This window comes from Arthrobacter sp. TJ-58, from assembly GCF_058269295.1.
The window spans coordinates 390,691-410,952 of record NZ_JBZCNM010000002.1; the positions used below are offsets into that span (position 1 = coordinate 390,691).

The 20,262-nt window shown below is 65.6% G+C and carries 19 protein-coding genes and 1 tRNA gene; 13 read left to right on the plus strand and 7 right to left on the minus strand.

Going from position 1 to position 20,262, the window contains the following annotated elements; genetic code table 11:
* Positions 1-82: 82 nt before the first annotated feature.
* Positions 83-1,573, minus strand: a complete 1,491-nt coding sequence (locus AC4D2W_RS08000; RefSeq protein ID WP_490926391.1) for a catalase — start codon at positions 1,571-1,573, stop codon at positions 83-85.
* A gap of 33 nt (positions 1,574-1,606) precedes the next feature.
* Positions 1,607-2,056, minus strand: a complete 450-nt coding sequence (locus tag AC4D2W_RS08005; protein ID WP_490926392.1) for a Fur family transcriptional regulator — start codon at positions 2,054-2,056, stop codon at positions 1,607-1,609.
* Between the two features lie 108 nt (positions 2,057-2,164).
* Between AC4D2W_RS08005 and AC4D2W_RS08010 the strand changes: the two genes are divergently transcribed.
* Both AC4D2W_RS08010 and AC4D2W_RS08015 read left to right on the plus strand, forming a co-directional pair.
* Positions 2,165-2,920 (plus strand): alpha/beta fold hydrolase, encoded by a 756-nt coding sequence (locus AC4D2W_RS08010; protein WP_490926393.1) that lies wholly within the window; start codon positions 2,165-2,167, stop codon positions 2,918-2,920.
* Positions 2,917-3,693, plus strand: a complete 777-nt coding sequence (locus AC4D2W_RS08015) for an esterase/lipase family protein (protein ID WP_490926394.1) — start codon at positions 2,917-2,919, stop codon at positions 3,691-3,693. The genes AC4D2W_RS08010 and AC4D2W_RS08015 overlap by 4 nt, the downstream gene beginning before the upstream one ends.
* Before the next feature lie 38 nt (positions 3,694-3,731).
* Here the strand turns inward: AC4D2W_RS08015 and AC4D2W_RS08020 are convergent, their stop codons facing one another.
* Entirely contained in the window at positions 3,732-4,475 is a 744-nt protein-coding gene (locus AC4D2W_RS08020; protein ID WP_490926395.1) for an MBL fold metallo-hydrolase, read from the minus strand.
* A gap of 143 nt (positions 4,476-4,618) precedes the next feature.
* On the opposite strand from AC4D2W_RS08020, the gene AC4D2W_RS08025 reads away from it, so the two are divergent.
* The 3 genes from AC4D2W_RS08025 (at position 4,619) to AC4D2W_RS08035 (ending at position 7,723) form a co-directional block, all read left to right on the plus strand.
* Complete coding sequence (locus AC4D2W_RS08025) at positions 4,619-5,890, plus strand: MFS transporter (protein WP_490926396.1); 1,272 nt, start codon at positions 4,619-4,621, stop codon at positions 5,888-5,890.
* 152 nt (positions 5,891-6,042) lie between these two features.
* Complete coding sequence (htpX, locus tag AC4D2W_RS08030; protein ID WP_490926397.1) at positions 6,043-6,915, plus strand: zinc metalloprotease HtpX; 873 nt, start codon at positions 6,043-6,045, stop codon at positions 6,913-6,915.
* A gap of 106 nt (positions 6,916-7,021) precedes the next feature.
* Positions 7,022-7,723, plus strand: a complete 702-nt coding sequence (locus AC4D2W_RS08035) for a histidine phosphatase family protein (RefSeq protein ID WP_490926398.1) — start codon at positions 7,022-7,024, stop codon at positions 7,721-7,723.
* Between the two features lie 342 nt (positions 7,724-8,065).
* Here AC4D2W_RS08035 and AC4D2W_RS08040 read toward each other — a convergent pair whose 3' ends face one another.
* Positions 8,066-8,557 carry a YajQ family cyclic di-GMP-binding protein gene (locus AC4D2W_RS08040; RefSeq protein ID WP_341393307.1) on the minus strand — a complete coding sequence of 164 codons (492 nt, stop codon included), beginning with the start codon at positions 8,555-8,557 and terminating at the stop codon, positions 8,066-8,068.
* Between the two features lie 130 nt (positions 8,558-8,687).
* Here AC4D2W_RS08040 and AC4D2W_RS08045 point away from each other — a divergent pair, with 130 nt between their 5' ends.
* The 6 genes from AC4D2W_RS08045 (at position 8,688) to AC4D2W_RS08070 (ending at position 14,939) form a co-directional block, all read left to right on the plus strand.
* Entirely contained in the window at positions 8,688-9,044 is a 357-nt protein-coding gene (locus tag AC4D2W_RS08045; RefSeq protein WP_490926399.1) for a hypothetical protein, read from the plus strand.
* Between the two features lie 137 nt (positions 9,045-9,181).
* Positions 9,182-9,263, plus strand: a tRNA-Tyr gene (locus tag AC4D2W_RS08050).
* A 132-nt stretch (positions 9,264-9,395) separates the two neighbouring features.
* Positions 9,396-9,794 (plus strand): thioredoxin, encoded by a 399-nt coding sequence (trxA, locus tag AC4D2W_RS08055; RefSeq protein ID WP_400931058.1) that lies wholly within the window; start codon positions 9,396-9,398, stop codon positions 9,792-9,794.
* 242 nt (positions 9,795-10,036) lie between these two features.
* Positions 10,037-11,254: a formaldehyde dehydrogenase, glutathione-independent gene (fdhA, locus tag AC4D2W_RS08060; protein WP_490926400.1), complete on the plus strand. Its 1,218-nt coding sequence runs from the start codon at positions 10,037-10,039 to the stop codon at positions 11,252-11,254.
* A 322-nt stretch (positions 11,255-11,576) separates the two neighbouring features.
* The gene (gene amt, locus AC4D2W_RS08065) at positions 11,577-13,178 is read left to right on the plus strand and encodes an ammonium transporter (RefSeq protein ID WP_490926401.1); all 1,602 of its coding nucleotides are present in this window, start codon (positions 11,577-11,579) and stop codon (positions 13,176-13,178) included.
* Positions 13,179-13,283: 105 nt separating this feature from the next.
* On the plus strand, positions 13,284-14,939 hold the full coding sequence (locus tag AC4D2W_RS08070) for an AMP-binding protein (protein WP_490926402.1): 1,656 nt from the start codon (positions 13,284-13,286) through the stop codon (positions 14,937-14,939).
* Here AC4D2W_RS08070 and AC4D2W_RS08075 read toward each other — a convergent pair.
* Positions 14,936-15,919, minus strand: coding sequence for a DNA-3-methyladenine glycosylase family protein (locus AC4D2W_RS08075; RefSeq protein ID WP_490926403.1), 984 nt, complete (start codon positions 15,917-15,919; stop codon positions 14,936-14,938). The two genes, AC4D2W_RS08070 and AC4D2W_RS08075, sit on opposite strands and share 4 nt — an antisense overlap.
* 125 nt (positions 15,920-16,044) lie before the next feature.
* Between AC4D2W_RS08075 and AC4D2W_RS08080 the strand changes: the two genes are divergently transcribed.
* Together AC4D2W_RS08080 and AC4D2W_RS08085 are read left to right on the plus strand one after the other, a co-directional pair.
* Entirely contained in the window at positions 16,045-17,424 is a 1,380-nt protein-coding gene (locus AC4D2W_RS08080) for a cystathionine beta-synthase (protein ID WP_490926404.1), read from the plus strand.
* A 30-nt stretch (positions 17,425-17,454) separates the two neighbouring features.
* A complete protein-coding gene (locus tag AC4D2W_RS08085) occupies positions 17,455-18,603 on the plus strand; it encodes a cystathionine gamma-synthase (RefSeq protein WP_490926405.1) in 1,149 nt (382 codons plus the stop codon).
* 23 nt (positions 18,604-18,626) lie between these two features.
* On the opposite strand, the gene AC4D2W_RS08090 is transcribed toward AC4D2W_RS08085, so the two are convergent.
* Positions 18,627-19,064, minus strand: a complete 438-nt coding sequence (locus AC4D2W_RS08090) for a hypothetical protein (RefSeq protein ID WP_490926406.1) — start codon at positions 19,062-19,064, stop codon at positions 18,627-18,629.
* Complete coding sequence (locus tag AC4D2W_RS08095; RefSeq protein WP_490926407.1) at positions 19,061-20,242, minus strand: amidohydrolase; 1,182 nt, start codon at positions 20,240-20,242, stop codon at positions 19,061-19,063. Before AC4D2W_RS08095 ends, AC4D2W_RS08090 begins: the two co-directional genes overlap by 4 nt.
* Positions 20,243-20,262: the final 20 nt, after the last annotated feature.

A 20,262-nucleotide genomic window follows, 5' to 3' on the forward strand; every position in this document is an offset into this window, starting at 1 on the left:
GTGACAAGAGCGGCCGGCCCCCGAAGGGGCCGGCCGCTCTTTAGTGTCCGGGCTCAAGCCCGAGGTGTGGAACTAACCGAAATTACTCGGCAACGCCCACAAACTCAGCCTTTTCGATCGGCGTCGTGTCGCCGGAGGCCAGGTTCAGGCGCAGCTTCTCGCCCAGGGTCGCGTCAACGTTGGTCCAGTACTGGATCGCGGCTTCGCGGATGTGCGGGCGCTGAACGCCGGAGACGGCACCGGTGATCGTTTCGAGGAAACGCTCCTTGGCGGCGTCGTCGAACACCTCGCGGTACAGCGTGCCGGCCTGGCCGAAGTCACTGTCCTCGGAGTGCAGAGTAGCGGCGGCACGAACCAGCGAGCCGTCGCTCTCCCAGGAACCCTCGCCGGCACGTGCGGCATCGGCTACGGGGCCGCCCAGGGTGTTGGGCGCGTAGACCGGGGTCTCGGGGGAGTTGAAGAAGTGACGCTGGGCGCCGTCCTGCGAGTAGTTGTTAACCGGTGCCTTCGGTGCGTTCACCGGAAGCTGGTTGTAGTTGGCGCCAATGCGGTAACGCTGTGCATCCGGGTAGGAGAAGATGCGGGCCATCAGCATCTTGTCCGGGCTGGCGTCGATGCCGGGAACCAGGTTCGCGGGGGACAGGGCAACCTGTTCGATCTGCGCGAAGAAGTTCTCCGGGTTGCGGTTCAGGGTGTGGGTACCCACCTTGATCAGCGGGTAGTCCGCGTGCGGCCAGACCTTGGTCAGGTCGAACGGGTTGAACCGGTACGTCTTGGCATCTTCGTACGGCATGACCTGAACGTGCAGGTCCCAGGACGGGAAGTTACCTTCGGCGATGGCCTCGTACAGGTCGCGGCGGTAATAGTCGGCGTCCGCGCCGGCAATCTTCTCAGCCTCGGCACCGTTGATCTCGTGGTTGCCCTGGTTGGACGTGAAGTGGTACTTCACCCAGAAACGCTCGCCGGCGGCGTTGATCCACTGGTAGGTGTGCGAGCCGAAGCCGGGCATTTCGCGCCACGACGTCGGGATGCCGCGGTCACCCATCAGGTACGTGACCTGGTGTGCGGACTCGGGGGAGTTCGTCCAGAAATCCCACTGCATGTCAGCGTCGCGCAGGCCGGAGCCCGGCAGGCGCTTCTGGGAGTGGATGAAGTCCGGGAACTTGATGCCGTCGCGGATGAAGAACACCGGGGTGTTGTTGCCGACGATGTCGTAGTTGCCCTCGGACGTGTAGAAACGCATCGCGAAGCCGCGGACGTCGCGCCAGGTGTCCGGGGAGCCCTGCTCACCGGCCACAGAGGAGAAGCGCTGAACGGTGTCCGTTACGGTGCCCGGCTGGAAGACAGCGGCACGCGTGTACTTGGAGACATCTTCAGTGACAACAAATTCACCGAATGCGCCGCCGCCCTTGGCGTGGACAATGCGCTCCGGGATCCGCTCGCGGTTGAACTGGGCGAGCTTCTCGACCAGGTAACGGTCGTGCAGCGCAATGGCTCCGTTGGGTCCGGCGCTCAGCGAGTTGGCATCGCTGCCAACCGGAGTGCCGGTCTGGGTGGTGGTGAAATTCGACATACTCTCTCTTTCTTTCAGGTGATGCTGGGGAAGTCAGGAAGCTTTTGCTGCGCAGTCGGCGCAGAGTCCGCGGTAGAGCACATCCGCAATCTGGATGGTCATGCCGTGGGTGTTTTCCGGTGTGAGGCAGGGTGCGTGCCCGACGGCGCAGTCCACGTCCTCGATCCGGCCGCAGCCGGTGCAGATGGCGTGGTGATGGTTGTCATCCACGCGGGTCTCGTACCGGGCCGGTGAGTGCGGCGGCTCAATCTTCCGCAGCAGCCCGGTCTCGGTCAGGTCCGCCAGGACCACATAGACCGACTGCAGGCTGATGTCCGGAAGCTCGGTGCGCACTGCGGAAGCGACGTCGTCGGCCACCGCATGCGGGAACTGTTCGACGGCGGTGAGGACCGCCAGCCGCTGTTTCGTGACCCGGCGTCCGTGGGCACGCAGCTCTTCGGACCACTTGGCGGTGGTCTTGGCGGAGGCTGCTGTTGAGGTCATGTCCCCCAGCTAACCACTTATTATGAATAATTCATAATAAGACGCGGGGTGGCACACTAGTCTTGTTCAGGTATTTGGACACGGCGCAACAGATGACAGGGGAATCCTTTGGCGGGCACCAAGATGCGGTCGGTCCATCAGCGGGTGCAGGTGGGGGAGTACGACGTCGACATCCGCACCTACGGCGGCGGCGCCGACCACGTGGTGCTGGTGCACGGGATTGGAGCGTCCGGGCGCTACTACTCCCGGCTGGTGGAGGAACTGGCACGGACCGCCACGGTCCACACCCTGGAAATGCCGGGTTTTGGCTCCGCTCCGAGTCCGGGCAGGGGCCTGGAAATGGCGGACTTCGCCCGGATCAACTGCGAGGCGCTGCGCGCTGCGGGAATCGGCTCCGCGCAGTGGGTGGGCCATTCGATGGGATGCCAGGTAGTAACGGAAATGGCGATCTGCGCCCCGGAGCTGGTCACGTCCGTGGTGCTGCTGAGCCCCACAATCAACAGCGGCGAGCGCCATGCCGTGCTGCAGGGCCTGCGGCTGGCGCAGGATTGCCTGCGCGAACCCCCGGCCGTCAACTGGATCCTGCTCACTGATTATCTGCGGGCCGGCCCCCGCTGGTATCTGAAAACCCTGCCGAAGATGGTGGGGCACCGGCTGGAGGAGCGCATCGGCGAGGTGACGGTGCCGGTGACCCTGGTGCGCGGCACCCGTGATCCGATTGTGCCCTCCCGCTGGCTGCGGGAACTGGCCGCCGCCCGGCCGGGGGCCGTTGCCGTGGAAATGCCGGGGCAGGCCCACGTGTGCATGTTCACCGAGCCGTCGGGGACGGCTGCGCTGCTGCGGAAAGCAGCCCTTCCGCAGTGAACCGGCGGCAACGGAACCCGGAGCGTTGGCGCAGGTGGTTCACGTACGCCCGCGCCTGGGCCGTGGACTACGCGTACGTGGGGTACTGGCAGGTGAACGGTTTCCTCTTCCGGACGGATCCCGCAGCGTATCTGACGCCGGAGGGAGGAGCCCGCAAGCCTCCGGTCATCCTGATTCCCGGCGTATATGAAAACTGGCAGTTCCTCCGCCCGCTGGCCGAGGCGCTGTCCGCGCAGGGCCATCCGGTGCACACGGTGGCGCCGCTGGGCTACAACCGCGGCCGGATTGACCGCATGGCGGCGCTGGTGCAGCAGTATCTGGTGGAGCGGGACCTGACCGGGGCCGTGGTGGTGGCGCACAGCAAGGGCGGGCTGATCGGAAAGGAGCTGATGCTCCTGCCGGAGGGCAGCCGCCGGGTAAAGCGCATGGTGGCCATCAACACCCCCTTCTCCGGATCCGTGTACGCCACGTTCTTCCTGGTGCCGTCCATCCGTGCCTTCTCGCCGCGGAACAAATTCCTGCGCCGGCTGCAGGACAGCAGGGAGATCAACTCCCGCATTACCTCGGTGTACAGCCGCTTTGACCCGCACATTCCGGGCGGCAGCCGTCTTCCCGGGGCGCGGAACGTCCAGCTGGAAACCATGGGCCACTTCCGGCCGATCGGAGATCCCCGGCTGCTGGAGGTTCTGGAGCGGGAACTTGATGCAGACGCAGGGAACGGCTCGTCAGCCGGCGGCTCGGTGTCCAGCGAACCGGACGGCGGCCGGAACTAGGCCTCGGGACCTGGGACTCGGGAACTAGGACTCAGGAACTAGGACGCCCCGCGCGCCAGGGCCTGCTCCACGGCCGACTGTGCCCCGTCCGTCCACGGCTCGCCGTGTCCGGTCAGCAGCATGCCGGCGCCGGTCTCGGCAAGCCGTTCCAGGGACGCGAGGGCCTGCGGGCTGTTGGCGGTGGCGGCGCCCGAAACAATCTGCGGTCCCTTTGCCCCTGTGTACGGGTTGAGGGTCACCAGGGAGTCTCCGCAGATCACCACGTTCCGGTCCGGATAATGCAGGGCCACGTGGCCTGCGGTGTGACCCGGAGTGAGGAGGACCCGGGGCTTGCCGGGAAGGCTGGCGCCCGTGCCGGAGTCCAAGCTGTGCACGTCGGTGACACCGCGGACGTTCAGCGCCCCGGCCAGGGTCATTGCCCCCAGATAGGGAATCGCCTTGGGGTAGCGGACCGGATACAGGAACCGGTTGTTTTCGTGCTCGTACCGGTAGGGGTGGGCAGCAATGTACCGGTCGTCGTCGTGCACCAGGATCGGCGTGCGGAATTCCTTGCGAATGCGGGCCGCGGATCCCACGTGGTCAAAGTGGGCGTGAGTCAGGACCAGAGCAGTGACCGACCCCGGCCCGTAGCCAAGATCCCGGACGGCCCGCTGCAGCTCCGGCCACATGCCCGGCAGGCCGGCGTCGATGATGGCGAGCCCGCCCTCGTCCTCCACAAGATAGGTGTTGACGTAGGCGTGCTCAATGCGGTGGATGCCCTCCGCAACGTTCCGAATAAACATCTGGCCTCCCGGGTAAGACAACAGCGGCGTTTCCCCTATCCTAAGCATGCTGTCTATTGACGCGCACGGTTCCGGAAGACAGCCGCCGCCCGCCCCGGACTTCCGCGGCCGGAACAGCACCCGCGCCGGTCTAGACTGCTCGGGTGCCCAGACTCCTCGCTGACCTCAGTCCACTGCGTGAAAGCCCTGATTTCCGCCGGCTCTGGACCGGAACGGCGCTTTCCGCCGTCGGCACCCAGCTAACCCTGGTGGCCGTCAGCCTGGAGGTTTACTCGCTGACGCAGTCCAGTCTTTATGTCGGGCTGCTTGGCCTGGTGGGGTTGGTGCCCCTGGTGGTGGCCGGCCTGTACGGCGGATCCATCGTGGACGCCTACGACCGGCGCAAGGTGGCCCTCTTTTCCTCGTTGCTGCTCTGGGGCTCCACCATCGGCATCGCAGCGCAGGCATGGGCGGGCCTGGGCAACATTTGGCTGCTCTACGCGCTGGTGGCGATTAATGCCGGGGCCGGCGGCCTGAACCAGCCCGCGCGCAGTGCCATCATTCCCCGGCTGGTCCGGCCGGAGCTGCTGCCGGCCGCGAATGCCCTGAGCATGATCACCTTCGGCCTGGCCATGACCATCGGCCCGCTGATGGCAGGGGTCCTGGTGGCCCGGGTCGGTTACGGCTGGACCTATACGATCGACGTCGTCACCTTTACCGCCGCCATGTGGGCGCTGTACCGGCTGGACCCGATGCCGCCCATCGGAGAGGTCCAGAAAGCCGGACTGAAGTCAGTGCTCGAGGGCTTCCGGTTCCTGGCCACCCGGCCGAACATCCGCATGACGTTCATAGTGGACCTGGCGGCCATGGTCATGGCGCAGCCCCGCGCCCTGCTCCCGGCAATCGGCGCGGTCCTGCTGGGCGGGGGCGCCACCACGGTGGGCGTGCTGCTGGCCGCCACCGCAGTGGGCGCCTTCCTTGCCGGCCTCTTTTCCGGCCCGCTGGGCGCGGTCCGGAGGCAGGGCCTGGCGGTGCTGTGGTCAGTGGTGGCGTGGGGCCTGTCCGTGTCCGCCTTCGGTGTGGTGGTGGTGATGGCCGGGCACAACGACGGCGCCGAACCCACCGCCTGGCTGATTCCCGCCGCCGTCGCCATGGGCTGTGCCGGCATCGCAGACTCGATCAGCGGCGTTTTCCGCTCCACCATCCTGCAGTCAGCCACCCCGGATGCCATGCGCGGACGGCTGCAGGGCGTCTTTGTGGTGGTGGTCGCGGGCGGCCCGCGCCTCGGCGACCTGGTGGCCGGCGTGGACGCGTCCTTCCTCGGCGAAGGCTGGGCAGCAGTCATCGGGGGACTGGTCTGCGTGGCGCTGGTGGCTGTCCTGGCCCGGAGCCAACCGAATTTCGCCCGCTACGACGCCCGGCATCCGGAGCCGTAACAGTCTTTTCGGAGCACGTTTCCGGCACCCGGGCCGTCCGGAACACTCCCACCCTGTGGAGCGTTGATACCGGTGGATAGACTGATGTTTCGCGGATCCGTCGTCGTCGCCCGCAGTGCTGCGCCCCGATCCGCCGAGGAAGGATCACCCACGTGCACCAACATTTCAATGGACTGAAGACCGCAGCCCTGTTCGGGGTGCTCTTCGCCGTGCTGCTGGGCATTGGCGCCCTGCTCTCCAGCGGAACAGGCAGCTCCAGCTTCATCTGGATTTTTCTGTTCATCGGGCTGGCTACCACGGCGTACAGCTATTGGAACAGCGACAAGCTCGCCATCCGCGCCATGCGGGCCGTCCCCGTGACGGAAGCTCAGGCGCCGGAGATGTACCGGATTGTGCGTGAACTCTCCGCCCGTGCCGGCCAGCCGATGCCCCGGCTGTACATCTCGCCGACCATGGCGCCCAACGCCTTTGCCACCGGTCGCAACCCCCAGCACGCCGCAGTGTGCTGCACCCAGGGGATCCTGGCATTGCTCAATGAACGTGAGCTGCGCGGGGTTCTGGGCCACGAGCTCATGCACGTCTACAACCGGGACATCCTGACCTCTTCCGTGGCGGCTGCGATCGCCGGCGTGATTACCTCGCTGGGCCAGTTCCTGCTCTTCTTTGGCGGCGGTGACCGCCGCAACGCCAACCCGCTGGCGATGATTGCCATGGCGATCCTGGCTCCGTTCGCCGCTTCCCTGATCCAGATGGCCATTGGCCGGACCCGGGAATACGACGCCGATGAAGACGGCGCCAAGCTCACCGACGATCCGCTGGCGCTCGCCTCTGCCCTGCGCAAGCTGGAGACCGGTACTCAGCGCGCACCGCTTCCGAACACTGACCAGCGGCTGGTCAACACGTCGCACCTGATGATCGCGAACCCGTTCCGCAACGGGGTCCGAGGATTGATGGCCACCCACCCGCCCATGGCCGACCGCATCCGCCGGCTGGAAAACATGGCCGGCCGGCCGCTCGGCAGCTGACTCGCGGCACTCGATTCGCCCGGCACCCGAACGGCATGACTCCTGACCCGGCATGACTCCTGGCCGGGGATCGGCGAGCCGGCGGTCGGCGGGTAGGCTCAGGGCCATGCGTCTCATCCTCATCCGTCACGGCCAGACCCCCTCCAACGTTGAGCACTTCCTCGATACCGCAGAGCCCGGCCCCGGGTTGACCGAGCTGGGGCTCGCCCAGGCGGCTGCCCTGCCTCACGCTCTGGCCGGAGAGCCGATCGACGGCATCTTCACCTCCAACTTGGTTCGCACCCAGCACACCGCCGGTCCGCTGGCGGCTGCGCTGGGCTTGCCGGTGGAAGTGCGGGACGGCCTGCGCGAGGTCTCCGCCGGCGAGTTGGAAATGCGCAATGACCGCGACGCCATCATCGCCTACCTCAAGACCATTTACAGCTGGGTCCGGGGTGACCTCGATGTGCGGATGCCCGGCGGCCCCGACGGCAGGGAGACCTTTGACCGGTTCGACGCCGTCATCGATGAGCTGCGGGCATCCGGGCTGAAGAACCCTGTGATCGTCAGCCACGGCGCGATGATCCGTGCCTGGTCCACCGCCCGTGCCGCGAATACGCCGCCGGATTTCATCGTGGAGAACGCACTTAGCAACACCGGCGTGGCCGTGATGGAATCCGTTGACGGCGACGGCGACGGCGACGGCGACGACGGCACAGGCGCGCGCGGCAGCTGGAAACTGCTGACCTGGATGGGGGAAGCAGTAGGCGGCACCGCTCTGCGCGACTACGGCGAAGATGGCCCCGCCGGCGAAGACGTGCAGCTCTAGGAGCGAAACCGGACCCAAGGCATCCTTCGTCCAGATAACGGGCTTATGAAAATTCCTTAGTACAGATGAAGGGGTTATTCGGAGCTTTTTGGGCCGTTTGGACCCGTTATCTGTACAGAGGATTCATGGCGAGCCCTGTTAAGCCCGTTATCTGTACAGAGGATTCATGGCGGGCCCTGTTGAGCCCCTTATCTGCACGAAGGATTCACGGGGGGGGCCTGTTGAGCCCGGGCACGGCCCGGGCATGACAACGGCGCCGCACCCCGGAAGGGGAGCGGCGCCGTCGTCGTACTTTCACTGGTTCACCGGGTCCCGGGGGACGGCGGGTGAACCGCGGAAGGCCTAGCGGTAGTTGATGAACTGCAGGTCAACGTCCAGGTCAGCGCCCTTGAGCAGTGCCATGGTGGCCTGAAGATCATCGCGGGACTTGGAGGTCACACGCAGTTCGTCGCCCTGGATGCGGGAGTTTACGCCCTTGGGGCCTTCATCGCGGATGATCTTGTTGATCTTCTTCGCCTGGTCCTGGGCGATGCCCTCCTTCATGGAGGCTTCAATCCGGTATTCCTTGCCCGACGCAAACGGCTCTCCGGCGTCGAGGGACTTCAGCGAAATGCCGCGCTTGACCAGCTTGGACTGCAGGACGTCCAGGACCGCCTTCACGCGCTCCTCGGAGTTGGCCTTCATCAGGATGTTTTCCCCGCTGAAGTCCACCTCGGCGCCCACGCCTTTAAAGTCGTAGCGCTGGGACAATTCCTTCTGCGCCTGGTTCAGGGCATTGGCAACTTCCTGCTTATCGATCTTGCTCACAACATCAAATGATGACTCGCTGGCCATGGGCGCTCCTTGCAGTAGTTGTATTTCTCCTGCTCCCAGCCTAGTAGCTCCGGGCATCCGTGGCAGCCCTCACAGGCTGCGCTCAGGCAACGCCGGGACTTGTCCCATTTTGGCGGGCGACAGTATGGGGGTGACTGACACCGCAAACGTCCCCGCAGAAGCAGGCCGCCGCCGCACCCAGCTGAGCAAGCTGCGCACCGCCGCAGCCGGTTCCGTTCTGGCAGCCGTCTCCATCACCGGCGTCGGCGTTTCCGCAGCCCCTGCCGGAGCGGCCGAGCTGCGGTCCTTCCTGGCACCGGTCGAGGGTTTCGACGACGCCGCACCGGAAACCGGCGATGTTGATGCGGCCTCAGCAGGTGCCGCAGCGAAGCGCCTTTCCGGTATCCGGGAGGACCTGGCCAATGCTGTTGCCTGGGGATCGGTGACACAGCAGCAGGCCGACTCTTTCTACGCGCAGATACAGGCCAGGATCTCCCGCGGGCTGTAGTCGAAGCACGGTGTTTGGGGCCCGCAGAACAGGGGTTTGGGTCTCGATTCGTATCTTGGGCAAAAGTTCTGTAAAGTTATTTGAGCCGCAGTCGCTTGCGGCAGTCTTCTGCGAAGAGGTTGATCGCGAAGATGTTCGGCAGATTACCCGAGCGGCCAAAGGGGGCTGACTGTAAATCAGCTGGCAACGCCTTCACTGGTTCGAATCCAGTATCTGCCACCGAACGGGAAGAACCCGCTCCACCAGGAAACTGGTTGGGGCGGGTTTTTTCTTGCCCAGCGACGGGGGAGCGCCTTCACCGTTGAGCGAACAGCTAGAGACTTCTCTGAGCGCGGCGGATAGCGTTGAAGGATGGCAACTATCGACATCACCGAGGCAACGTTCCCCGAGACCATTGAGGAAAACGACATTGTGTTCGTGGACTTCTGGGCGGACTGGTGCGGCCCCTGCAAGCAGTTCGCGCCGGTTTACGACGCCGTTTCCCAGAAGCATGACGACATCACCTTCGCGAAGGTGGACACCGAGAAGGAGCAGGGGCTGGCAGCCGCTGCCGGCATCACCTCCATCCCCACACTGATGGCTTTCCGCGAGAAGGTCCTCGTCTTCTCCCAGCCCGGGGCACTGAACGCCTCCCAGTTCAGCGAACTGGTGGACGCGGTCAAGGGACTGGACATGAAGGCCGTCCACGAGCAGATTGCCGCTTCCGAGAGCGGTCAGGCAGCCGCCGGTTCCGACGGACAGGCCAACTAGCAGTACCAGGCACCGCAATAACGGCACCGTCCGACGACGACGGCGGGCCGTCCGGCCGCGGAGGTTCCCCCCAGGGGAGCCTCCGCGGCTTTTTATTGCGTCTGCGCCACTCTGTTCCCGGACCCATGGGAGTTGTAGGCTCGGACGCACCCTGAGCGGAGCCGCCTGGGCCGGTGCACCATGCCGGCATCCGCGGCTGCCGCGGGGTTCATATCAACGACGATAGGACGAGGCCAAGACCCATGAGCGGAAACCGCGGAGTTGCCTACATCGAACCCGGTGTCGTGGAAGTGCAGGACATCGACTACCCAACATTTGAGCTCCGGGACGGGCCCGGAGTGAATCCCGCCAACGTGGGACGCAAAGTGCCGCACGGCGCCATCCTGAAGGTGGTGACCTCCAACATCTGCGGATCGGACCAGCACATGGTGCGCGGCCGCACCACCGCACCTCCGAACCTGATCCTGGGACACGAAATTACCGGGGAGATCGTGGAAACCGGACCGGACGTGGAATTCCACTCGGTGGGAGACCTGGTATCGGTTCCTTTCAACATTTCCTGCGGCCGCTGCAAGAACTGCAAGGAACGGAAAACCGGAATCTGCCTGAACGTGAATCCGGACCGGCCCGGCAGCGCCTACGGATATGTGGACATGGGCGGCTGGGTGGGCGGCCAGTCCGAGTATGTGCTCGTTCCGTATGCGGACTGGAACCTCCTGCGGTTCCCGGACAAGGATCAGGCCATGGAGAAGATCCTGGACCTGACCATGCTCTCGGACATCTTCCCCACCGGTTACCACGGTGCTGTTACAGCCGGGGTAGGGGTGGGCTCCACCGTCTATATCGCCGGTGCAGGGCCGGTGGGCCTGGCCGCGGCTGCCGGAGCGCAGCTGCTGGGCGCCGCCGTCGTTATCGTCGGTGACCTCAACCAGGAGCGTCTGGCGCAGGCGCGCAGTTTCGGCTGCGAGACGGTGGACGTCTCCCTCGGGGATCCCAAGGATCAGATCGAACAGCTTCTGGGCGTTCCCGAAGTGGACTGCGCCGTGGACGCCGTCGGGTTCGAGGCGCGCGGACACGGCCACGGCTCGGCCACGGAAGCCCCGGCCACGGTGCTGAACTCCCTGATGGACATCACTGCTGCCGGCGGCGCACTGGGCATTCCGGGGCTCTACGTGACCGGCGATCCCGGCGGGGTGGATGAAGCGGCGCAGAAGGGGTCGCTGAGCCTTGATCTGGGCACCGGCTGGGCGAAATCGCTGTCCTTCACCACCGGGCAGTGTCCGGTGATGAAGTACAACCGGGAGCTGATGATGGCCATCCTGCATGACAAGGTACAGATCGCCAAAGCCGTGAATGCCACGGCGATCAGCCTGGACCAGGCCCCGGAGGCCTACCGGGAGTTCGACTCCGGAGTGGCGCGCAAGTATGTGATCGATCCGCACGGAATGGTGGGCGCTTAACCGCGGCAGCACCTCGGGTTTGGCAGTGCCTGCTGCCGGAGAAGTCTGAAGGGCCGAAGCCGAAACGGTTTCGGCCCTTTGGATGCGCCCAGTGCTGAGTTGCCTTCTCCTGGCTTTGCGCCCGGAAGTAAGCTCAATGCGCCGGGACCAGCAGAGCCTGCGGTTCCGGTGCCTCACTCACCTGATGCAGAGCCGGAAACGGGGATGTCATGTCCATTTGCAAGCCCGCCGCTCCACCTCCTCACGATGATCGAGTAATTCGCCGCAGTGCCCGCATGCAGAGTGCATGCAACGGGGCCGCATTTCACCGGGACGGCCGGCCGTGAACGGCGCGGATACCGCCTGGGTCCTCATATGCGCGGGACTTGTCCTGTTCATGACCCCCGGGCTGGCGCTCTTTTACGGCGGCATGGTTCCGGTCCGCAACGTCCTGACCATGATGATGCAGAACATCATTCCGATGGGCATCATCACGATAACCTGGGTGCTCGTGGGCTACACGCTGGCGTTCAGCAACCAGGGGAACTCACTGGTCGGGGAGTTTGACGCGTTCGCCCTGATCGACGTCGACACCCCCCAGTTCCACACCGTGGCCGCAGGTGTCACCATCCCCGCGCTCGCTTTTGTCGCCTATCAGATGATGTTCGCCATTATCACTCCGGCGCTGCTGACCGGGGCGACGGCGGGACGACTGAAGTTCGCGGGGTGGACCGTTTTCCTGGCTGCCTGGTCCATCATCGTCTACCCGCAGGTGGCGCGCTGGCTGTGGAACCCCAAGGGATGGCTAACGCAACTGGGCGCCCAGGACTGGGCCGGCGGAATGGTGGTGCATGCATCTGCCGGTGCCGCCGCCGTCGCCGTGCTGCTGGTCGTGGGCCGCAGGCGGGGCTGGCCGAATCCGAAGACCTCTCCCAACAACCTGCCGATCATGCTCGTTGGTGCAGGAATCCTGTGGTTCGGCTGGTTCGGGTTCAACGCCGGTGACGGGCTGCAGGCCAATGACATCGCGGCCCAGGCCCTGATCAACACGCATGTTGCCGGCGGCGCCGCCATGCTCACCTGGCTGCTCGTGGAACGTCTGAGCAGCGGCCACTCCACCCTGGTGGGAGCAGTGTCCGGAGCGGTTGCTGGGCTGGCCACCATCACTCCGTGCGCGGGTTATGTGGGCACCGGAGCAGCACTTCTGATCGGGCTGATTGCCGGCTGCGTGTGCTGCTTCGCCGTGCGGCTCAAGCACGTGCTGCACTACGACGACGCACTGGATGTCATTGCTGTCCACTTCCTTGGCGGTGTGCTGGGATCACTGCTGCTGGGCTTTTTTGCCGACAGCTCGATCAACTCGGTCAGCGAGGACGGCGTCTTCTCCGGCGGCGGCGGTGTGCTGCTCTGGCACCAGATTGTGGCCGTTGTCTGCGTGGTGCTGTTTTCCTTCGTCCTCAGCTGGATTATCGCCGTGATTATCGACCGCACCATGGGGCTGCGCGAGCCCGGTCCGGAACAGGATGACCTGGACCGCGTCCAGCAGGGCGCTTCCGGCTATGCACTCAGCGGCATAACGTCCCGGCCCAGCACCAGCGGACGGGGCGCGGAAACCGGCCTGCCCGCAGGCACCGGGACGGACGGCGCGCCCAATCCTCCCATCCATCTGATCAGTGCAGCCGTGGACACGGACCGCATCGACGGACTGCGGGATGCGCTGCTGCTCGCCGGCGCCAGATCCATGGAACTGGCCGATGCCGCCGTCTACTCCGGAAAGGTCCGCACGGAGAACTTCCGCGGCGACCAGCGGAAGATGGACTTCGAGGACCGGCTGCGGGTCCAGGTCGCCGTGGACGACGAGCACGAAGAGTCCGTGACGGCAGTGCTCAAACGGTTCGGTGCCGATTCGGCAAGCATGTACCGGGTGGCCATCACGCCGTACTAAACACCGGTTCCATACTTATCGGCCGGGCGGCGGGGCTATTTGCTCGCAAGGCAACTCTTGATAGCGTTCGGGGCACTGATTGCCCCGCAGCCGAAGGAGCCTGCCTTGCCCTCATATGCCTCGTCGCCCTCTCCGGTGCCGCTCCTGCAGGAAACCATAGGAGCGAACCTAAACCAGGTTGCTCTGCGTTATCCGGACTCCCGTGCACTGATTGACGTTCCGTCCGGGCGGACCTGGACCTACGCGGAGTTCAACAGCGACGTCAACAATCTTGCTGCCGGGCTCATCGCGCGCGGAGTCCGCGCCGGAGACCGGGTGGGCATCTGGGCACCCAACTGCCCGGAATGGACCCTCATCCAATACGCCACGGCGAAAGCAGGCGTCATCCTCGTCAATGTGAACCCCGCGTACCGCCAGAGCGAGCTGGACTTCGTGGTGAAACAAAGCGGAATGCGGATGCTCTTCACCGCGCCCAGTGATCCCCGGAACGACTACGAGGCCATGGCAACCAGGACACTGACCGTCGCCGAAGCCCTGACCGAGCTGGTGGTCCTCACCGGGCAGGCCGATGACGGTTTCGATGCACTGGCCGACGACGGTCGCCGCGCCGGAGGCGGGTTCCTGGCGGAACGCATGGCCGGGCTTCGCCCGCAGGACCCGATCAACATCCAGTACACCTCCGGGACCACCGGCTTCCCCAAAGGGGCCACGCTTACGCATTCCAACATCCTGAACAACGGCTACTTCATCGGTGAACTGCTCGGCTACACGGAAGCGGACGCCGTGGTGCTCCCGGTCCCCTTCTACCACTGCTTCGGCATGGTGATCGGAAACCTTGCGGCTCTCTCCCACGGCGCTGCCACGGTCATTCCTTCCCGGACCTTCAACCCGGCTGCCGCACTTGAAGCGGTTCAGGCTGTGCAGGCCACCTCCCTGTACGGGGTTCCCACCATGTTCATTGCCGAGCTGGCCCTGGATGACTTTGCCGATTATGACCTCTCCTCGCTGCGCACCGGCGTCATGGCAGGCTCGCCCTGCCCGGAGGAGATCATGAAGCGGGTCATCCGGGACATGAACATGTCCGAGGTGGCCATTTGCTACGGCATGACTGAAACCTCTCCGGTGTCCACCATGACCCGCCGCGGAGATTCCCTGGAGCGGCAGACACGCACCGTGGGACGCACCATGCCGCACCTGGAGACCCAGGTGGTGGATCCGGGCACCGGCGAGCAGGTTCCCCTGGGTGAGATCGGCGAGTTGTGCACCCGCGGCTACAGCGTGATGTCCGGATACTGGAATGAACCGGAGAAAACCGCCGAAGCAGTCGACGCCGAGGGCTGGATGCACACCGGCGACCTGGCCCGGATGGATGAGGACGGCTACGTCAGCATTGAAGGCCGGATCAAGGACATGGTGATCCGCGGCGGGGAGAACATTTATCCGCGTGAGATAGAGGAGTTCCTCTACTCCCACCCGTCCATTCAGGATGTGCAGGTGATCGGTGTGCCGGATGAGCGGTACGGGGAGGAGCTGATGGCCTGCATTATTGCCGTTCCCGGGGCTCCGGAACCCGATGCCGCAGCCATCGCAGAGTTTTGCCGCGGACGTTTGGCCCATTACAAAATCCCGCGGTACGTGCAGGTGCGCGGCAGTTTCCCCATGACAGTGTCGGGAAAAATCCGCAAAGTGCAGATGCGGGCGGAAGCAACGGAACAACTGGGAACGGGCCCGGCGGAGGCACCGGTGCCGGCACAGCCCTAACGGTTGCGGTGGTCCTCCGGGGTTAGCCGCGGCCCGTAGGCCTGCTTGCGGAAGCCGCTGAGGACCAGCAGCCGCACCACCCGCTGCCGGTGCCCGCGCCAGGGTTCGAGCAGCGCCAGCATCCCGGCGTCGTCGGTCCTGCGCCCGGTCAGCGCGTCGCCCACATACGCGGCCAGATGGAAGTCGCCCACGGACACCGAGTCCGGGGCTCCATGGGTGCGCTGGGTAATTTCCGCAGCGCTCCACGGACCGATTCCGGACACCGAGCACAGGCGGGCCGTCAGGTCCTCGCCGAGCGGAACGGAAGCCAGGCGTTCCAGTCCGGAGGCGACGGCGCAGGCCCGCAGTATGGTTCCGGACCGGTGCAGATCCACCCCGGCGCGGTGCCAGTCCCAGCTCGGGATGCGGCGCCAGACGGAAGCGCCGGGCGGAACCTTGAGCCCGGCCGGTGCCGGACCGGGTGCATCGACACCGTACCTGGCCACCAGATACCGCCACGAATAATAGGCCTCCATGGCCGTGACCTTCTGTTCCAGGATGACGGGAACAATGCTGTCCAGCATCCGGCCGGTCGAGGGAAGCCGCAGTCCGGGGTTCCGGCGCCGGGTCTGTGCCACCCCGGCGGGGAGGGTGGCAGCGAAATCCGGGTCATCGAAGGAAGTCCAGTCGTCGTTTTCCCCGAGCAGGGCCGGAACGCCTGCCAGCGCTGCCTCCGCACCGGGTCCCCAGGCGCGGGCCAGCACACGGGCGCCCGTTGCGGGGGCCGGCTGTTCGGTGAGGGCAAGAGTGGCGTCGCCTTCCGGCGTCGAGAACGCCAGCCACGCAATACCGGGGCCGATCCGTACCGCCGGATCCTTCCGCCCGTGGGCGAGGATGCCCAGCGACTGGGCTAAACGGAACGGCCGGTTCGATTCCCAGAGCAGGGAAAGGGATCCGGCTCCGGTTCCGGAAGCAGCGGACACCGGTACAGACAGGGACATAAGTCCATCGTCGCACGCACCTCCGACAGCTTTCCCCCGGGAGCGGGAACGGCCGGTGTGGTTTTTGCTACGCCGCGTTCCGGGGAAAGCTGGACCGTTCGGGGTGAACAAGTAACGTGTTGCACATGAAGTATGCCAACACAGTCCTGGACCTGATCGGCAAGACCCCGCTGGTGAAGCTGCACCACGTCACGGAGGGCATCGCGGCCACCGTGCTGGTGAAACTGGAATACCTGAATCCGGGCGGATCCATCAAGGACCGCATTGCGGTCCGGATGATCGAGACCGCGGAACGGGAGGGCAAACTTAAGCCCGGCGGAACCATCATCGAGCCCACCAGCGGCAACACCGGCGTCGGCCTGGCCCTGGTGGCCCAGCAGAAGGGCTACCGCTGCATCTTCGTCACCCCGGACAAGGTCGGAGTGGAAAAGCGCGACGTGCTGCGCGCCTACGGTGCGGAGGTAGTGGTCACGCCCACCGCCGTCGCGCCCGAAAGTCCTGACTCCTACTACGGGGTTTCCGACCGTCTGGTGCGCGAAATTCCCGGTGCCTACAAGCCGGACCAGTTCTCCAACCCGTCCGCCCCGGCCAGCCACTATGAATCCACCGGTCCGGAAATCTGGGACGACACCGACGGCACGCTGACCCACTTTGTGGCAGGAACAGGCACCGGCGGCACCATCACGGGCACCGGCCGGTACCTCAAGGATGTTTCAGCGGACCGCCCCTCCGGCCCCGTGCGGATCATCGCGGCTGACCCGGAGGGCTCGGTCTACTCTGGCGGCACCGGACGTCCCTACTTCGTGGAGGGTGTTGGCGAGGATATGTGGCCGGGCAACTATGACCCGTCCGTTCCGGACGAAGTCATTGCCGTGAACGACGCCGAGTCATTCGCCATGACCCGCCGGCTCGCCCGCGAGGAAGGACTGCTGGTGGGCGGCTCCTCAGGCATGGCGGTGGTCGCGGCACTGCGAGCGGCACGCGAGCTGGGCCCGGACGACGTCGTGGTGGTGGTACTGCCGGACAGCGGACGCGGTTATATGGGCAAAATCTTCAACGATGAGTGGATGCGCTCCTACGGTTTCCTGCAGGGGCCCGAGCAGGAGGCAGCCGTGCAGGATGTCCTGGCCACCAAGGACGGATCGCTGCCGGATTTGGTGCACACGCACCCGAATGAAACCGTCCTGGACGCCATCAACATCCTGACCGAATACGGGGTCTCCTGCATTCCCGTCCTCTCCCAGGAACCGCCGGTGCGGATCGGTGAGGTTCTCGGATCAGTCGACGAGCGCTCGCTGACGGAAAAGCTGTTCCGCGGCGAGGCCAAGGCCACGGACAGCATCAGTGAACACATGGGACCGCAGCTGCCGCTGATCGGCGCCGGGGATTCGGTGACGGCCGCCAGGGAGCGGCTGCGGGAGCACGACGCCGTCATGGTCACCTCCGAGGGGGCGCCGGTGGGAATACTCACGCGGCACGACCTGCTGTCCTACATGAGCGTCTAAGCAAAAAGCCAGTTGAGCAAGGAGCAAACCATGAGCGAAGGCTTCAACACCCGCGCCATCCATGCGGGCCAAACCCCTGATCCCACCACCGGTGCGGTAATTCCGCCCCTGTACCAGAGCACCACCTACGCCCAGGACGGCATTGGCGGACTGCGCAACGGATATGAATACGGCCGGGGCACCAACCCGACCCGCGACGCACTGCAGGACCAGCTGGCCGCGCTGGAAGGCGCTGCCCACGCGTATTCGTTCAGCTCCGGGCTGGCCGCGGAAGATGCGCTCATCCGTGCGCTGCTGGCGCCGGGGGACCACATTGTGCTGGGCAACGACGCGTACGGCGGAACGTACCGGCTGATCAACAAGGTCCTCTCCGGCTGGGGCATGACCAACGCCGCGGTGGACATGTCCGACGCCGGCGCCCTCACCGCAGCCATCGCGGCGGGCAACACCAAGATGGTGTGGCTGGAAACGCCGTCGAACCCGATGATGAAGATTTCCGACATCGCCGCCGTCGCCCAGGCCGCGCACGACGCCGGAGCCTGGCTGGTGGTGGACAACACCTTCGCGTCGCCGTATCTGCAGCAGCCGCTGGCCTTCGGCGCGGATATCGTGGTGCACTCCACCACCAAGTACATCGGCGGGCACTCGGACGCGGTGGGCGGGGCGGTCATCCTGAACGACGACGACGCCGCCGAAAAGATCGGTTTCATCCAGTTTGCGGTGGGCGCTGTGTCCGCACCAATGGAAGCATGGCTGACCACGCGCGGGCTGAAGACCCTGGGCGTGCGCATGGACCGGCACTCTTCGAACGCCATGGCCGTTGCCACCTGGCTGCAGGACCAGCCGGCCGTGGAAAACGTGCTCTATCCGGGGCTGGAAAACCACCCCGGCCATGCCCTGGCCAAGGCCCAGATGAAGGACTTCGGCGGAATGGTTTCGGTGACTTTCAAGGGCGGAGAAGCTGCCGCGCGGAAGGTGGCGGAAGCAACGAAGGTGTTCACCCTGGCCGAGTCCCTGGGCGGGGTCGAATCCCTGATGAACTACCCGTCAGAGATGACCCATGCCTCCGTCAAGGGCACTGAGCTGGCGGTGCCGGAGAACCTGCTCCGGCTCTCCGTCGGGATCGAGGACGTCGAGGACCTCATCGCTGACCTCGAGCAGGCGCTGGGCACGCTCTAACCGGGGAAAGCGTGATCCGGGGGCTACCGCCGGCCGAAGAAGCGCCGCCGGACCTTCGGATCACGTTCCTGGAAGAACCTGCTGCTCTGCGGAAGCCAGAGAATCAGCACACACAGCAGCAGCAGGCCTGCCAGGGCGATGAGGGCCGGACCGCGGAACAGCAGCGGCACCCCCACGATCAGGCCCACGGTGGTGAGTGTTTCGCGTGCACTGCGCTTGCCGGTCCGCAGCCGCAGGATGGTGAACGCGATCACCAGTGCCACCGCCAGCACCACGCAGCCCAGCCCGGTCAGCGCTGCGGCGTCCCGGTGCTGGGTGCGGGCAGAGACAATGAAGGAAATTCCGGCTGCGCCCACCAGGAATGCTGCGGCCAGCCAGGCGCCTGACGCGGCACGGATGATCGAGGGCAGGGGAGTGCGCGGGCTGCGCGGCGCCGGCGGACGGATGGCGGATCGGATCACTGGCGGCCGGCCACCACGGGCGTCCGGGTCTCCGTGTCATAGCGGTACACTTCACGGCCGCCAATCCACACCTTCAGGGCCCGCTGCATCACGTCCAGCGGATCTCCGCTCCACAGCACGACGTCGGCGTCCTTGCCCGGTTCCAGCGAACCGATGCGGTCCGCCAGGCCCAGGACCTTGGCCGGATTGATGGTCACCGCGCGCAGCGCCGTCTCCGGGTCCAAGCCTTCCTTCACAGCCAGCGCCGCCTGGTAAATCAGGAAGTTGATGGGCACCACCGGATGGTCGGTGATGATGGAGATTTCCACGCCCGCGTCCGCCAGCTTTCCGGGGTTTTCCATGCTCCGCTGGCGCAGCTCCACCTTGGATCGGGTGGTGAACAGCGGCCCGATCAGCACCGGCACGCCCCGCTCGGCCAGCACATCGGCCAGCAGATGCGCCTCCGTGCCGTGGTCCAGGACCAGGTCATAGCCGAACTCGTCGGCCAGGCGCAGGGCCGTGCCGATGTCGTCCGCGCGGTGGGCGTGCTGGCGCCACGGAATTTCCCGGCGCAACACCATGGCAAGGGCCTCGAGCTGGGGGTCGCGGTCGTCGTCGTCGTTCTTGCCCATGTGGTTCTGCGCATCCATGAACGCCTTGCGGATGACCAGTGCGGTGCCCAGGCGCGTGGATGGTGTCTGCTTCTTGTCGCTGTAGACCCGCTTGGGGTTCTCGCCGAGGGCGGACTTCAGCCCGCTGGGGGAGCGGAGGACCATTTCCTCCACATACCGGCCGTGGGTGTGCAGGGCGACGGCGAGTCCGCCGATCGGGTTGCCGGAGCCGGGGTTGATGTTCACCGCGGTGACTCCGCCGGTCAGCGCGTCATCAAAACCAAGGTCATACGGATTCACGCCGTCAATTGCGCGGACACCGGCCATGACCGGATCCGTCATTTCGTTGGTGTCGTTTCCGGCCCAGCCTTCGCCCTCTTCATGCACGCCCAGATGGGTGTGCGCGTCCACCAGGCCCGGCAGGAGCCACCGGCCGCCGGCATCGAGCACCTCCGCGCCCTCGGGAACCTGCACGTCCGGACCCAGCTCCCGGATTTTGCCCTCACCCAGCACCACGGTGCCGGTGAACGGAGGAGCTGTGACGGGAACAACATGTGCATTGATGATGGCCAGAACCGGTGCGGACATGAGCAACCTTCCAAGGGCGG